Origin of the sequence: Streptomyces yaizuensis (assembly GCF_034961445.1) — a bacterium.
Taxonomy (GTDB): domain Bacteria; phylum Actinomycetota; class Actinomycetes; order Streptomycetales; family Streptomycetaceae; genus Streptomyces; species Streptomyces yaizuensis.
Genome location: NZ_BSBI01000013.1, coordinates 68,634 through 82,348, shown reverse-complemented (window position 1 = coordinate 82,348; position 13,715 = coordinate 68,634). Strand labels below are relative to the sequence as shown.

At 71.2% G+C, this 13,715-nt stretch carries 13 protein-coding genes; 6 read left to right on the top strand and 7 right to left on the bottom strand.

Going from position 1 to position 13,715, the window contains the following annotated elements; genetic code table 11:
• Nucleotides 1-67: 67 nt before the first annotated feature.
• From SYYSPA8_RS27705 to SYYSPA8_RS27695, 3 genes are all read right to left on the bottom strand, one after another.
• A complete protein-coding gene (locus SYYSPA8_RS27705) occupies nucleotides 68-1,195 on the bottom strand; it encodes an inosamine-phosphate amidinotransferase 1 (protein WP_323450084.1) in 1,128 nt (375 codons plus the stop codon).
• A 145-nt stretch (nucleotides 1,196-1,340) separates the two neighbouring features.
• Nucleotides 1,341-2,408, bottom strand: coding sequence for a fatty acid desaturase family protein (locus SYYSPA8_RS27700; protein WP_323450083.1), 1,068 nt, complete (start codon nucleotides 2,406-2,408; stop codon nucleotides 1,341-1,343).
• A 114-nt stretch (nucleotides 2,409-2,522) separates the two neighbouring features.
• Nucleotides 2,523-2,699 (bottom strand): hypothetical protein, encoded by a 177-nt coding sequence (locus SYYSPA8_RS27695; protein WP_323450082.1) that lies wholly within the window; start codon nucleotides 2,697-2,699, stop codon nucleotides 2,523-2,525.
• Nucleotides 2,700-3,140: 441 nt separating this feature from the next.
• Between SYYSPA8_RS27695 and SYYSPA8_RS27690 the strand changes: the two genes are divergently transcribed.
• The 5 genes from SYYSPA8_RS27690 to SYYSPA8_RS27670 all read left to right on the top strand — a co-directional run bounded on the left by SYYSPA8_RS27690 (nucleotide 3,141) and on the right by SYYSPA8_RS27670 (nucleotide 7,783).
• Nucleotides 3,141-4,019, top strand: coding sequence for an amino acid--tRNA ligase-related protein (locus SYYSPA8_RS27690; RefSeq protein WP_323450081.1), 879 nt, complete (start codon nucleotides 3,141-3,143; stop codon nucleotides 4,017-4,019).
• Nucleotides 4,020-4,041: 22 nt separating this feature from the next.
• Entirely contained in the window at nucleotides 4,042-4,884 is an 843-nt protein-coding gene (locus SYYSPA8_RS27685) for a TauD/TfdA dioxygenase family protein (RefSeq protein WP_323450080.1), read from the top strand.
• Nucleotides 4,885-4,954: 70 nt separating this feature from the next.
• Nucleotides 4,955-6,079: a DNA alkylation repair protein gene (locus tag SYYSPA8_RS27680; protein ID WP_323450079.1), complete on the top strand. Its 1,125-nt coding sequence runs from the start codon at nucleotides 4,955-4,957 to the stop codon at nucleotides 6,077-6,079.
• 439 nt (nucleotides 6,080-6,518) lie between these two features.
• On the top strand, nucleotides 6,519-7,115 hold the full coding sequence (locus tag SYYSPA8_RS27675) for a sigma-70 family RNA polymerase sigma factor (RefSeq protein WP_323450078.1): 597 nt from the start codon (nucleotides 6,519-6,521) through the stop codon (nucleotides 7,113-7,115).
• A complete protein-coding gene (locus tag SYYSPA8_RS27670) occupies nucleotides 7,112-7,783 on the top strand; it encodes a hypothetical protein (RefSeq protein WP_323450077.1) in 672 nt (223 codons plus the stop codon). The genes SYYSPA8_RS27675 and SYYSPA8_RS27670 overlap by 4 nt, the downstream gene beginning before the upstream one ends.
• Before the next feature lie 72 nt (nucleotides 7,784-7,855).
• On the opposite strand, the gene SYYSPA8_RS27665 is transcribed toward SYYSPA8_RS27670, so the two are convergent.
• Nucleotides 7,856-8,473 (bottom strand): DUF7691 family protein, encoded by a 618-nt coding sequence (locus SYYSPA8_RS27665; RefSeq protein WP_323450076.1) that lies wholly within the window; start codon nucleotides 8,471-8,473, stop codon nucleotides 7,856-7,858.
• Nucleotides 8,474-8,590: 117 nt separating this feature from the next.
• Here SYYSPA8_RS27665 and SYYSPA8_RS27660 point away from each other — a divergent pair, with 117 nt between their 5' ends.
• A complete protein-coding gene (locus tag SYYSPA8_RS27660; RefSeq protein ID WP_323450075.1) occupies nucleotides 8,591-10,336 on the top strand; it encodes an immunity 49 family protein in 1,746 nt (581 codons plus the stop codon).
• A gap of 197 nt (nucleotides 10,337-10,533) precedes the next feature.
• Here the strand turns inward: SYYSPA8_RS27660 and SYYSPA8_RS27655 are convergent, their stop codons facing one another.
• The 3 genes from SYYSPA8_RS27655 to SYYSPA8_RS27645 are packed head-to-tail and all read right to left on the bottom strand — an operon-like array spanning nucleotide 10,534 to nucleotide 13,699.
• Nucleotides 10,534-11,961, bottom strand: coding sequence for an NAD(P)/FAD-dependent oxidoreductase (locus SYYSPA8_RS27655; protein ID WP_323450074.1), 1,428 nt, complete (start codon nucleotides 11,959-11,961; stop codon nucleotides 10,534-10,536).
• A complete protein-coding gene (locus SYYSPA8_RS27650) occupies nucleotides 11,958-13,151 on the bottom strand; it encodes an MAB_1171c family putative transporter (RefSeq protein WP_323450073.1) in 1,194 nt (397 codons plus the stop codon). The genes SYYSPA8_RS27655 and SYYSPA8_RS27650 overlap by 4 nt, the downstream gene beginning before the upstream one ends.
• The gene (locus tag SYYSPA8_RS27645; RefSeq protein WP_323450072.1) at nucleotides 13,148-13,699 is read right to left on the bottom strand and encodes a toxin-antitoxin system, toxin component; all 552 of its coding nucleotides are present in this window, start codon (nucleotides 13,697-13,699) and stop codon (nucleotides 13,148-13,150) included. Before SYYSPA8_RS27645 ends, SYYSPA8_RS27650 begins: the two co-directional genes overlap by 4 nt.
• Between the last annotated feature and the right edge of the window lie 16 nt (nucleotides 13,700-13,715).

Genomic DNA, 13,715 nt, shown 5'->3' with positions numbered 1-13,715 from the left:
ATGCTGCCCCGGATGGGTCCGCGCGGCGGACGGGGGCGCCGGGCAGGGTGGTGTGTGAAAAGCAGGGTCAGGTGAGGTAGTCCTCGGGGCCGCCGGTACGGACGGTGTCGAGGGTGAAGCAGTGGAACCCGCCGCCGAAGAGACGGCGGTGGCGGTGGCGTACGGGGACGACGGTGAAGCCCCGCTGCTCCAGCACGGTGATGAGCCCGGGGTAGAGGGCGTTGACGACGACGGTGTTCTCGTCGATGGACAGGACGTTGATGTCGATGTAGCGGCTGGCGAGGTTGAAGCCGAAGGAGCTGTAGTCGGGGAAGGCGTCCTCGTCCATGGGCGGCGGGCAGATCACCTCCCAGGACCGCAGGGCCTCGGGCAGCCGCGTCAGGTAGCGGGGGGAGCGCAGGAGCAGCAGGCCCGGGCGCAGCGGGACGACGACGCTGTCGATGTGGTTGTCGGCGATGGCGTTGAGGCGGTGGAACCGCAGGTGGGGGAAGTTGTCGTTCAGCCAGCGCCAGGCGAGGGCGTGGTTGTGATTGGCGACGTTGACCAGCACGTCGCGGCCCAGGCGTACGCACTGCGCGCCGTCGAAGACCATCTCCAGGCCGAGGCCGTCGATCCGTGCCGCGCCGTCGCCGTCGGTCGCGTGGGCGGTGTCGATACCCTGGCGGCGGAAGTAGGCGTCATCCAGGGCGCCGTGGGCGAGCGCCGGGCGCGGCATGGACAGCCAGTTCGCGCCCGCCTCGTAGTAACGGTAGAACACCGGCTTGAGGTAGTCGTTCTCGAAGACGCGGGCCCGTACATGCGGCGCGGTCTCCACCAGGGTGTTCCCCAGCACGATGGCCTGGTCGCGGACGTTGAGGGGCGGGGTGGCCCGGGCGTCCCAGTGCGGGGAGCGGATCTCAATGTCCTTGCCCGGGGCCGCCGGGCGCATCACACGCACTCCGCAGCCGGTCAGCGCCTCTACGAGGGCGGTGATGTCCTCGTTCAGCTCGTCGACCAGCTGCTCCGGGATCGGCAGCAGTCCTCCCCCGCCCGGCGCGCCCTGACGCTCGGGGTCGGGGGTGATGTTGTCGAGGAAGAACAGGCGGAACGAGGCGTCGGTGTGGTGGGCGGTGTAGTGCTCGCCGCGTCCGACGACGACCTCGCGCAGGGGGGTCCATTCGTCGAAGCTGTTCACGACGGGAACGGGCTGGGTCATGGTGGGGCCGCCTCCTCAGCGGCGGGAATCCGGGCAGTGGGGCATCACCGGGGCAGCGGTGTTCGACCGCAGACGGACTGACAGGGGCCGGCCGGTCGGCGGACCAGGGGAAGGCGGGGAAAAAGGAGTGCGGGCCGGGCGCGAGTCAGGCGGTGTGCCGGGCGGACGGGGCGCCGGTCGCGGGGGCGGGCGCGTTCAGGCGGGTGATGATGTCCTCGATCACGCACGGCCGGTCGGGGGTGGAGCGGCGGCGGAAGAAGTAGCCGGAGCACCAGGGCACCTCGTCCCAGCGCTCCAGATGCCGGGCGGCCAAGGCGCGGGCTTCGGGAAGACGGCGCCAGGGGATCCGCGGGCACCAGTGGTGCAGGGGGTGGTACATGTCGTCGAGGTGTCCGCCGAGCAGGTGCCGGGTGAGCCAGTGCGAGGACCAGCCCCGCGTCTGCAGCAGCACATCGTCGTTGTCGATCAGGCCCGCGTGGTTGCCGAGGTCGGTGATCCAGGTGACCAGCGGCCGGACGAACACCAGCGGAACCAGCCAGTACAGCAGCACCAGCGGCAGAACGCCGAGATACCAGGCCGCCGTAGCGACGAGCGCCCACACCGCCGCGCGGGCGGCCACCGACCGCCGCTGCTCCCCCGGGGCCCGGGTCAGCAGGGTCCGGACCGCGGTCGACGGCAGCCGCCACAGCGCGGCCCGCACGATGACCCGCACGACGAACGCCCCCCGCGAGGAGAGACCGGCCGTGTGCAGGCCGCCGGACCGGTAGGACTGGAGCATCGGGTCGGCGGCGGAGCCGAGCCGCGCGTGGTGGACGGTGTGGCTGGAGCGGTACGGCGCGAAGCCCTCGCCGAGAAGGAAGGTCAGCAGCACCCCGGCGGCCCGGTTCCCCCTCCGCGTCACCATCAACTTCATATGGACGCACTCGTGCGCCAGGTTCGACAGATGCCGCTGCCGCACCCCGATGTAGGCGACGGCGAGCAGCGGCCCCACGACGTGGCCGGCGAGGTGTCCGAGGACGGCGGCGGCCGTGATCGCGGCGAGGTCGAGACACATGTCGGCCGGGCCAGCGGACGGGCGGCCGCAGAGCTGTTCGAGCTCGGCGAGCAGCGGGCGTCCGAGGGCCCTGCGGACGGGCCCCGAGGCGCCGGTGCCCGGACGTGTCCTGCCACGCGCGGCCGTACGGCGCGGCGGGCGCGGGACGGGACTGCCCATCAGTTCCTCCAGGCGTAGCGGTCATAAGGAACAAGCCCCCGCGGGGTGGCCGCTCCGGCACACCCGCACAGAGGGCGGATGTGCCGGAGCGGGGTCATGCGAGGGGTGCGGAGGTCAGGCGGCGGCGTCGGGCCGCATGCCCGTCTTCAGTGCGGAGGCGTCCGGGCGCATCCCGGTCTTGAGGCCGGCGTCCGGGCGCATCCCGGCCTTCAGTCCGGCGTCCGGGCGCATCCCCGTCTTCAGCCCGGCGGCGTCCGGCTGGATTCCGGTGGTCGGGATCGGAGCGGTCATGGTGAGCTCTCCCTTCGTCACGGGGGCATCCCCGCGGATGGATGGGTGATCGGACCCCAGTAGCACCGGCGGTGCCGGATCCCGGGGGCGCGCCATGGGCGTGAGCGGACCGCCGCATCAAGGCCGTTCAACACGCGGCCTTCGGGCGGGAGTTCGCGGTCACGCCGAGCGCTTGAGCCATCACGCTAGGACTGTCCGGCGAGGTGCCGCAACGCTCCGCCGTGTTGCGCCGGATGCACGGCCGTGTTGCACGACCGTTGCACACGTACACCGTCTGACCTGTGGAAACACACCCTCATAGGGGAGCGTCACCGGCTCCGGGCGGCCCCGGGGCCCTTCCGGGCGGACGGCGGCGGGGTTCTCCGCCCCCACCGGCGGCGGCTAGCTTGTGGCCCCTGCCGGGCACCCGCCCCGGACACCCAACCCGGAAGGAACGCCGGTATGGCCGACCCGGTCGCCCTGAAGTCAAGCGTCCTGTTCCACCTGCGTGATGTCCTGCGCGCCCAGAGCTTCGTGGAAGTGGTCACCCCCGTCGCCCGGAATGCCGACCTCGGCCCCGGCCGCCGCGCCCCCGCCCAGCTCGGCGGCGGACGGTTCCTGCGGGCGATGATCGGGCCGGCGCTGCGCGTCAACCTCGAACACCACCCCCGGGTCTTCGAGATCGGCCCGTGCTTCCGCCCCGAACCGCCGGACGACCTCCACGCCCCCGAGTTCACGATGCTCGACCTCTACGCCGCGAACGAGACCTTCGAGAACCTCTTCGCCCTGGCCGAGGAGCTCGTCGCCCCGCACCTGCCCCACACCCCGGTGCGGATCTCCGTCGCCGACCGCATCCGCGACCATTTCGGGACCGACCTGCGCACCGAGCCCCTCGGTGACCTACCCGCCCGCCTGGCCCGCCACCTGAGCCTCTCCCCGGACACCCCCGTCAAGGACGTCCTCGGCCGCTACGTGGAACAGGAACTGGAACCCCTCAGCGCCGGCGCCGCGGTCTTCCTCACCGACTACCCGCTCGGCGGCGACGAACCGTGCGCCCGCCGCACCCCCGGCACCACCGCCGTCCTCAACCGGTTCGAACTCCTCGTCGACGGCATCGAAGTCGTCCACGGCTACGAGGACGAACCCGACACCGCCGCCTTCACTGAACGCGCCCGCGCCGCCGACCTGTACGACGACGAGCAGCGCCTGGCCCGGGAAGCGGTCGACGCTGGCCGCGTCCCGGCCGTGAGCGTGGGCCTGGGCATCGGCGTCGAACGTCTGTGCCTGGCCGCCTCCGGCACGCGGGACATCCGCCGCTTCCGCCAGTCACCCCAGTTCTGACCGTTCAGGAGGACCCCTGCTGATGAACCTCACCCTCCACCCGCACCCCGGCGGCTTCGGCGCCCGCGCCGACCACGACCTCACCACCCCCGCCATCCGTGAGATCGCCGACGACCTGCGGGCCGCCCTGACCCGCCACCGGCTGCTCATCCTCCCCGGCCAGCACCTCAACCACGCCGACCTTCTCGCCGCCGCCGGCCTGTTCGGCACGCTCGACACCGACGTCGACCGCCGCTACGCCGTCCCCGGGTTTCCCGGGATCACCGTGATCAGCAACATCACCGAGCACGGGGCGCCCGTCGGGATCTACGACGGCGACGACGAGGAGGAATGGCACGCCGACAACTCCTTCAAGCCGCGGCTGACCCGGGCGACGCTGCTGTATTCGGTCATCGCCCCCGGCCGCGGCGGCGAGACCCGCTTCGCCGACGCCACCCGCGCCTACACCGACCTCCCCCAGAACCTCAAGGACCGCATCGACGGCTTGTCCGCCGTGCACTCCATCACCCAGCTCGGCGCCCGGCAGAGCCAGGCCGCCCACGGCCGCTCGTCCGCCGCGGCCGGCACCCTCACCACCCTGCCCGAAGCCGAACACCCCCTCGCCCCGCCCCACCCCGTCACCGGCGCCCGCACCCTGCTCCTCGGCCCCATGGTCATCCGCCGCATCACCGGCCTGCCCGACGACGAAGGCCGCGCCCTCCACGACCAACTCCTCCAGCACACCACCAGCACGCCCTACCTCTACCGCCACCGCTGGACCCAGGGCGACCTCGTCGTCTGGGACAACCTCGCCACCCTCCACACCGCCTCCCCCTGCGACAGCACCCGCCACCACCGCCTCCTCTACCGCGCCACCATCCACTGACACGGCCCGCCCGGACGGCACGCCCCCGGATCGCCCCAAGGCGGCGGCCGGCCGTCACTAGGGTGTCGGCATGACCGCGAAGGCTCCCCTCAAAGAGCAGGCCATCAACCCCGAGCGCATCCGCCGCATCGCCCGCGAAGTCCACGCCGTCGCAGCCGGATTCGACCCCGCGGCGTTCACCGCCGAGGTCCTGCAACACATCCCCCGCCTGGAGCTCAAAGACCGCATCGCGGCCACCAGCCGGGCGCTGCACCACCACCTCCCGGTCAACGGCCCCCCAGCGCTCGAACTCCTGCTCCGCTCCCTGCCGCCCAGCCCCGAAGCCGCCGGCATCACCAGCGACTTCGGCACCCACCTCTACAGCCCGCACTCCGACTACGTCGCCCGCTACCACCGCACCGAAGACCTCCTGGAACCCGCCCTCGACGCCCTGCGCCGCCTCACCGGCTACTTCACCGCCGAGGTCGCCGTCCGTCACTTCCTCACCGACTTCCCCGACCGGACCATGACCGCGATCGGCACCTGGGCCCGGGACCCCGACCACCGCGTCCGGCGCCTCGCCAGCGAGTCGACGCGCCCCACCCTCCCCTGGGCCCCCCGCATCCCCCTGCCCGCCGACGCCGCGCTCCCCGTCCTCGACCAGCTCCACGCCGACCCCCACCCCTACGTCCAGCGCTCGGTCGCCAACCACCTCCACGACCTCTCCGACACTGACCCGGACCTCGTCCTGGCCACCCTCCAGCGCTGGAAGGCAACCGGCCGGGCCGAGGACAAGGCGCTCGCCTTCATCGCCCGGGAAGCCCTGCGGACCCGGCTGAAGAAGGGCTGGCCGGCGGCGTACGAGTTCCTCGGCTACCCCACCGACATCCCAGTCCGCCTCTCCCCCGTCCACCTGGACCACGCCACCCTGACCGACGGCGACACCCTCGCCTTCTCCGCCACCCTCACCACCAGCACGACCGTCCCCCTCCACATCACCTACGTCATCTCCACCACCACCCGGCGCGGCACCACCCGCGAGAAGATCTACTTCCTCACCCGGACCACCGCCCAACCGGACCAGCCCCTCACCCTGGCCAAGCAGCACCGGCTCCGCTCCACCGCCAGCACCACGATCACGCCTGGCGTCTACAGCGTCGCCCTCCAGGTCAACGGCCGCCGACACCCCTCAGCAGAGTTCGAGGTCGTCCAATAGCCCGGCCGCCTGCGGGCTTCGGGGCAGAGGGCAGGGAGACCTCGTCCCTTTGCGAACGCACGGGGCACCGGTCTCCCTCAACCACAGGGGCGCATGGACCGGGTTGGTGCGCCGGAGTGCGGGGCGTGCGTCCAGGCGCGCACTGGTCTGTGATGCAGGGCACTCGACGGGCCAAAAGCGAGCTGGGCGACGGTTGTGTGGGGGATCAGCCCTGCTCGGCAGGGTCGGTGGAACCGGAACCCCCACCCCGGGCCGTACGGAATGTGACCTGTCGGGAGCGGTCGGTGGTTTTTTCTGATGGGTGGATGAGGGATTCACTCCGGAAATCGCTTGAGTGAGGACAGGGCCCGGCACGGGTCCCGCACCGGCGATGACGCCCTGGTGCTTGTCCCCTTTTTCTGGAATCGAGACCGTACATGCGTGCTGAAACGGGGTCGATGTGAGCGACGGCCTTCCCGACGACGGCCCGGCCCTTCCCGCGAAGGGCCGGCCGGTGGACCAGCTCCCGCCCCTCCCTTTGGATTTCCAAGCCTTCTACCTGATCAACGAAGGCTTCTTCCACGCCTTCGCCGAACTTCATCTCGGCAGCCGTCCGGCAGCCGAACACGTCGTGCACCACGCCTTCCTGGAGATTCTGACCGGCTGGGACGATCTGCTCCAGGGCAGCGACGTGGAGCAGCGCACCCTCGCGGTGCTCCATCGCCACGTCCGGCGCCGCCTCGACCAGCTGGACCGGGACCCGGCCTTCGTCCTGAACGGCCCGATCACCAGAAATCTCGACTCCGTCCGCCGGGACCTGGAACTGGCCGAGGGATCCAGCGGCCTGTACGCGGCGCTGCTGGAGCTGCCCCCGCAGCAGTACACGGCGATCGTGCTGCGCTACCTCCTCGGCTACAAGACCGCGCTCGTCGCCCGCTACATGGGTCTGAGCCAGGTCACCGTCACCTACCACATCCGGCGGGGCAAGGACCGGCTCGCCGCCCAGCTCGGCCTGCCCGTGCAGCGCCCCGGCGGCCCGGAACAGGAGGAATCATGACGGACCGATTGAGCATCGACGAGCTCCTCGATGGGGCCCTCGTCCCCACCGCCCCGGCGAGCGGGGTCGACATCGGCGAGGCGCTGCGCCGCCTGGCGGCCGACGCGTCCGGCGCCCGCCCGTCGCCGCACATCGAGCGCGCGGCCACGGCCGCCCAGCGCCTGGCCGTGGTGTGCCGGTGGAGCATCAACTCCGCCGGGGCGGCGGAACACCTGCGCCGGCTGGCGGCCGAGCATCCGGCCGCGCCGGTGCGGGAGGAGCAGCTCGATGTCCAGGGGGCCGCGGTGTTCGCCTGTCTCCTGAGCCTGACCGGGCATCCGCTGTCGGCCGAGTTCTGGTGGGGACTGGCCGCGGGCGCGGGGCACGCGCTGTCGGCCTATTGTCTGCATCTGCATCACGGGGCGCTCGGTGAGGTGCGGGAGGCGGCGCACTGGCGCGTTGAGTTCACCCGGGCCGTCGACGACGCCGGTGTGGACATCATCGACTACCTGGCGCGGCTTGAGGCGCTGGCGTCGTATGTGCGGCGTCACGGGTCCGACACCAGTACGGGTCCCACCGCGCGGCTGGAGATGGAGGTGGCCCGGCTCGCGGCGGGGCCGTCCCTCATCGCCCGGCGGCCCGATCAGCGACTGGCCGACCGTCTGCTGGAGTTCACCCGGCGGGCCTGACCCTGGTCACTGGGGTCGCGTTCCTATGGTCACGCGGCCCCAGTGACCCCTGGTCTTTGGTCTGGTGTGAGGTCAGGAGCGGAAACCGATAACACCCTGTCCGGACGCGTGGGCCTGCCGCATCCAGCCGATGCACTGCTGGACGGCGTCGACGACCTCGGACTCCAGCGGCGGGGCCTGCCCCGACCCGTCGGCCGCCCGCTTCGTGGCGTCGAACTGTTCCAGGGCCTGGGTGATGGAGGCGGGTGTCCACTCGGCGCAGCCCGGGGTCCAGGTGTACGGCAGGGGGTGGGGCGGGGATTTCTGGCTGAAGGCTTCCACGGAGACGGCGGTGATGCCCAGCGTTTCGAGTCCTTGGTCGACGACCGCGAGCCAGTCGCCGCGGTGCGGGGTGAAGCAGTCGTTGGGCAGGAACACCCCGGTGAGGGAGCACAGCCGCTTGTAGGCGTAGCCGTACTGGAAGGTGTGGTTCTGGTTCTCGCTGAAGGGGCCGCTGTGGATGACCGCGCGCAGTGCCTGCTCTGCGGTGGGTGCGCCCTGTTCGATCTCGTAGGCGTGTTCGTCGTCGGCGCGGGCCAGGTCGTCCGCGAAGCGGGTGTGTATCAGCTCCAGCAGCTGGTCGTCACGGGATCCGATCAGGGCACGTGCAGCGGTGGTGTCGAGCCGGTAGACGCTCAGGGAGGAACTCATCGGGCGAACCTATCGGCTGCCGCTGACACTCCCGCGCGGTGGACTGCGGGAACGCGGTGTCAGAGCGGGGAAGTAGCGTGATGTCCACCGAAACGATTCTTCTGTGGGAGGACTACCGTGCTCATCAAGCGGCACCCTGTGGCGGAGGCGGCCGTCGCGGCGGCTCTGGAAGACGCGTCGAACCGGCTCACGCGGCTGGTGATCTCCAGCTCCAAGGCCGGCCGGATGGGCACCGCCACCTGGTCGCTGATCGCCGACGAGTTCCTCGACTACCTCGCCGCCCTGTCCGCCCGGGATCCCGCCCTGGCGTCGCCGGAGGCCGAAGCCGTTCTGCAGGCGGCGGCCGAGGCCGCCACCGGGGCCGTGCGATACGCCGAGTACTGGCCGCACGAGCAGTTCAGCGTCTTCATCAACTACTCCAACTACGGCGTCACCTACCGGCCCGAAGGCGACGAGGAGGACCAGGAGGACGTCACCCTCTCCCAGTTCCTGGACGCGGTGTGCCTCGCGGTCCTGACGGACAGTGCCGAGCAGCACAGCGAGGCATTCGGCTTCGCCCGGGAGGGGCTGAGGCGGGGTCGGGACGGTGATCCGGGCGCCGAGCTGATGCACGGTCTGATGGCCTACGTCCTGGGTGATCTGGAGGACGACGGGCCGTGGCCGCCATCCGGGCAGCAGCGTCTCGCTGCTCTGGAGGCCGGGCTCGCCCGGGTGCCGGAGGCGGAGGCTGCCCAACCGTACGCAGTGGGCCTCGCGGCCCTGAAGGACCTGGCCGCCGGTGACCGGGACGGCTTCCAGGACAAGGTGACACGGCTCCTGCTGACGGAGGCCGACCGCATGGACGAGGGTTCGCCGCTGCGCGCGCTGCTTCCCCTGGTCCCGCTGGCGCTGACCGCGCTGGCCCACCGCGACCGGGACTGGTCACTGCCGCTGACCACCCACTACCTGCCCAGGTCTCTCGTCCGCGGGTTCGACGCCACGGGGCCCCGGGTCGGGCCGTACGGAACCGGTCGCCGGCCCGACGCCGTCGCGGCCCTCGGCGGCGGCGGTCGGGTCACCGTCGACCGCCCCGGTGACCCCCAGGAGCCCCTGGACCCCGGGTACCTGGCCACCAGCGAGAAGGACTACGAGGAGAATCTCGCCGCCGAGGACGGCAAGCAGCGCACCGGCCGCGATATCGGGTACGCGCTGACCGACCCGTACCTCGTCGATGTGCTCGGCTGCGGAGACGAGGAGCAGCGGCGCCGGGCGGTGCTGCGGGGTTCCCAGGCCGCCGGCGCGTTCTTCCGCACTCTGCTGGCCGAGCCGGGCAGCGAGGTGGAGGTGGTGGTCGACGGACGGGAACTGACGGTGGCGGCGTTCGGCGGCAGTGGGGAATTCGGGGCGGCCGCCTGGCAGACGGCGGTCAACTGGACTCTGACCAGCGGCGTCCGGGAGGATCTCGCCCCGGTGGTCCTTGGCGGTATCAGAATCCTCGCGCGGGGCGACGGTTCCGCGTTCGCCGCCTACCGCCGTGCGCTGCTGAGTTACCTCCACGACGACGACCCGCGGCCCGTGATGGACGAGGCCCTGGCCGCTCACGAACAGGCGGCGAGCTGGGGGTACCTGATGCCTCCCGCGATCCTGCTGTCCCAGCTCGTGGACGGCGACGAGGAGTCCTTCAGCCTCGCGCTCGCCGACGCTCTGGAGGAACACCGCGCGTACTTCGAGGTCGGCGACCGCAACGACTTCGGCGAAGGCGCGATCAGCCCCGACATCCTCGCCCTGGCCTGCCACGCCCGGCGGCGGGGATGGCAGATCCGGGTCGATTCCCCCTACCTTCCGGCCATGTTGCTGCACCCGCTTTCGAACGCGACGGGCTGACTGCTCCCTCTCCGGACCCGGTTACCCCGCTGCGCCGGCCCCCCCCCGGGGAGCGGGCGGATCCACGCCATCGCCACCAGCCTCGTCCACCAGCGCCGCGGTGTGGCACATCGCAGAGTCGCCGGAGAATCCCTGCGGCCACACCTCTCACCTGAACAGGCGAGCCTCCTATCTGCCCGGTGAGAGCTGCTTCACTGTCAGCGCTGGTGTGTCCGGGGTTTGGGTGCGAGAGCTCGTTCTGATGGAGTGAGGGGCGGTGTGGTCAGAGGCGGACGGATGGGGCCTCGGGCGACTGCTAGCAGGACGGACGGTCGCACGAGCGCGTGTGCGGGCCCGGACAGGGTCATCGGTTCCATCAGGGCGGCGGCGACGCGTCGGGAGCTGGCCGCGGTGCGGGTGAGCCGGCTGACGTAGCCGGTGAGGAGGCGGGCGGCGGCGGGGGGCTTGGGCCCGATGCATCCCGGGTAGCGGATGTCCTGTCCGGTAGCGAGGTCCCAGGCGGTCGAAACGGATCGGGCTATCGTGCGCTGGACCTCGGCGCTCAGTCCGGGGGCGGTGATGCCCTTGTGGCGTACAGCGTCGGCCAGGGCCTTCGCGCCGACAGCGGCGACGGTCATTCCGTGTCCGAAGACGGGGTTGTAGGTCGCGACGGCGTCTCCGAGGATCAGGTAGCCCTCGGGAGTCCACTTCATCCGCTCGTAGTACCGCCTCTTGTTGACGCCGGAGCGGGAGATCGTGATGGTCCCCGTGCTGTCCAGCGGCTTGGCGTGCTCGATCAGCTCGGCGACGAGCGGATGCCGTACGGACCGTGCGAACGCGACGAAGCGGTCGGGGTCGTCGGTCGGTTCTCCGCCGCGCGTGCCGGAGAGGGTCACCAGCCAGCGCTGTCCCTCGATGGGCATGATGGTGGCGGTCTGCCCAGGGATTCCGTCGGCCGGGTTGGACTGGATGTTGATGAGGGGGAACTCGTCGGCTCCGGGCGGGGCGTGGTAGAGGCGGGTGGCGTAGGTGAGACCGGAGTCGATGGTGGTCTCGGTGATGGGGGGCACGCCGAAATCGGTCAGCCAGCGGCTTGAGCGCGAGCCGCGCCCGGAAGCATCGACGACGAAGTCGGCGCGGATGGTTTCCTCTGTTCCGTCGGCGCACCGGGTGGTCACGCCGGTGATGCGGGTGGCTGTACCGGTGAGGTGGGTGACCTGGGCGTGCCGCAGCTCGACGTTGTCCAGTTGCAGGACTCGGCTCCTGACGACCGCGTCCAGCAGGTCGCGGCTGCAGGCGATCAGGTACTGGGCCTCGCGGAAGCGCCGCATCCAGCCTTCCGCCGTGTAGGCCACCACGCCGGTGGGCAGCGAGATGCGGCGGGCGCCTGCGGCCAGCCACGCCCCCTGGACGCCTGGGAGCAGGGATTCGATGGCGCGGGCGCCGCCGGACCAGAGCAGGTGTGCGTGCCGGGCCTGGGGCAGGCCGCGGCGGGGGGCGGGCTCCGTCGGGAGTGCGTCCCGCTCGATGACGGTGACGCGGGCGGCGGCCGGGGCGAGAGCGGCGGCGGCGAGCATGCCCGCAAGGCCGCCCCCGATGATGACGGCGTGCGGGCCGGCGGGGCGTGCGGAGGGGGTGAGGTTCATCGGGGGGCGCTTTCTTGCGGTTCTGCCGTGACGGAGGGGAGGGGTGCTGTGCCGCCGAGGCGGGCGAAGTGCTGGCTCACGTCCGGAAGCCGATGTGCCGCACCGTCCAGCGCGGTGGGCAGGGTGGGCGTGTCGGCCGGGTCTGTGGGGGTGTGTCCCGCGTCGCGGGCGGCGAGCGCGGCCCGCACCATCACGGCGGCCGCGATGACCGAGGCGTCACTGTCGTTGCGGCCCTGGCCCCTGGCCTCCTGGTAGACGGCCTCGCGGTGTTCGATATCGAGGTAGGGGGCGAGCTGGAGGAGGTGGTCGGTGATCTGGGACTCGCGCAGGGTCGCCCGCATCTCGATGTCCCGCCACCGTGGAGGGGTCATGGGGACGGCCGTGCCCTTGAACGTCCTGTTGAGGGCCTTGGCGAGCGGAGCGAGCTTGTGGTGGGCGCGGCGTGATGCCCAGCGGGGGGCGAGGCGCGGTGCCAGCAGCGGAATGAGGAATCCGGCGGTAGTGGTGACGGCTCCGGCGCCCGCGAGCGGGGGCGCGACGCTCGTACTGAGGAAGTCGAGGTCATGGCCGGCCCACCGGGCACCGACCGCGATGAGCTTGGTCGCGGCGAAGCTGAAGCTGAGGACGAAGCCCGTGACGAGGACATACAAGCCCCGCCGGAGCCAGGGCAGGCGCACCTCCCGGGCCCAGAGCCAGCACATCACGGTGATCACCATGCTGGCGATGGTGTAGCCGCCGAGGTAGGCGACGATCATCTCGCGGATGAACGGCGTCGTGGCGTAGTAGGTGTCCAGGTCCTGCAGGCGCTCAACAGGCGCGTCGCCCAGTGCGAACAGCACGAACAGGCTCACGGCGAGGCAGCCGTAGAAGATCATCCAGGCGCGCGTCCGCCGCCGGAGAGCCTCCGCCGGCCCGCCGCGCCAGTGGATGATGAGAATCAGAGTTGCGCACGAGACAGCGCAGAGCGTGGAGTAGACGAGAGGGGCGGATACGTTCGGGACGCCGGTTGTCTCGTTGACCACACGGATGGTCGGTGGCGCGGCGAGGGCGAAGCTGGCAGTAGCCATGCAGAGCAGGGCCAGCACGCTGCTCAGCATGGGGTCACGGCGCCCGCGCCACAGGGTCGGGGCTTTGGCCAGCAGGGCTATGCCGAGGACCAGCGAGGGGATGTAGTAGTCGGTCCCGTTCATATCGTGGGCCTGCCGAGGCTGGCCTGGAGCCGGCTGATGACTCCGCCGACCGGCATCTGGTCCGGACCGCCCTCCAGGTAGGGGCGGAGTCTGCTGCCCAGTCGGAGGCCGAAGGACTCGGCGTCCTTCTCCTCCTCCAGGGCGAAGTCGGTCCGCGCGGCCATCACCATGCGCACGGTGCTTGCGAGATCCAGGGTGCCGTCGAAGGAGCGGGCTGCGGCTTCGATTCCGCCGTGAGCAGGGTGGCCCTTGCACGCCCCGACGTTCAGATGCCAGATCTCATGACCGAGGATCACGGCCTTGTGCAGGGCGGTGGTGTTCTTCTCCACCACGATCAGGTCCTGGTCCTGATACCTGAGCCACAGGCCGCTCGCGGTGTTGGGCGGGAAGTGCTCGAAGACGACCTGGACCTCTCGTTCGCGGTCCTTGGACAGAGGTTTGACCAGGTCACGCATCAGCTGCTCGGGGTCCGCCGAGACAGGCGGCTCAAGCTGGCGCATCAGGTCGTCGGCGAGCGCCGCCATGCGGCGCTCCTTCGTCGCTCTCACTGTGGATCCGTTCGTT

Excerpts from the sequence above, each read along its gene's own strand:
- SYYSPA8_RS27705 (WP_323450084.1), bottom strand. The coding sequence starts at position 1,195 with ATGACCCAGCCCGTTCCCGTCGTGAACAGCTTCGACGAATGGACCCCC.
- SYYSPA8_RS27700 (WP_323450083.1), bottom strand. The coding sequence starts at position 2,408 with ATGGGCAGTCCCGTCCCGCGCCCGCCGCGCCGTACGGCCGCGCGTGGC.
- SYYSPA8_RS27695 (WP_323450082.1), bottom strand. The coding sequence starts at position 2,699 with ATGACCGCTCCGATCCCGACCACCGGAATCCAGCCGGACGCCGCCGGG.
- SYYSPA8_RS27690 (WP_323450081.1), top strand. The coding sequence starts at position 3,141 with ATGGCCGACCCGGTCGCCCTGAAGTCAAGCGTCCTGTTCCACCTGCGT.
- SYYSPA8_RS27685 (WP_323450080.1), top strand. The coding sequence starts at position 4,042 with ATGAACCTCACCCTCCACCCGCACCCCGGCGGCTTCGGCGCCCGCGCC.
- SYYSPA8_RS27680 (WP_323450079.1), top strand. The coding sequence starts at position 4,955 with ATGACCGCGAAGGCTCCCCTCAAAGAGCAGGCCATCAACCCCGAGCGC.
- SYYSPA8_RS27670 (WP_323450077.1), top strand. The coding sequence starts at position 7,112 with ATGACGGACCGATTGAGCATCGACGAGCTCCTCGATGGGGCCCTCGTC.
- SYYSPA8_RS27665 (WP_323450076.1), bottom strand. The coding sequence starts at position 8,473 with ATGAGTTCCTCCCTGAGCGTCTACCGGCTCGACACCACCGCTGCACGT.
- SYYSPA8_RS27655 (WP_323450074.1), bottom strand. The coding sequence starts at position 11,961 with ATGAACCTCACCCCCTCCGCACGCCCCGCCGGCCCGCACGCCGTCATC.
- SYYSPA8_RS27650 (WP_323450073.1), bottom strand. The coding sequence starts at position 13,151 with ATGAACGGGACCGACTACTACATCCCCTCGCTGGTCCTCGGCATAGCC.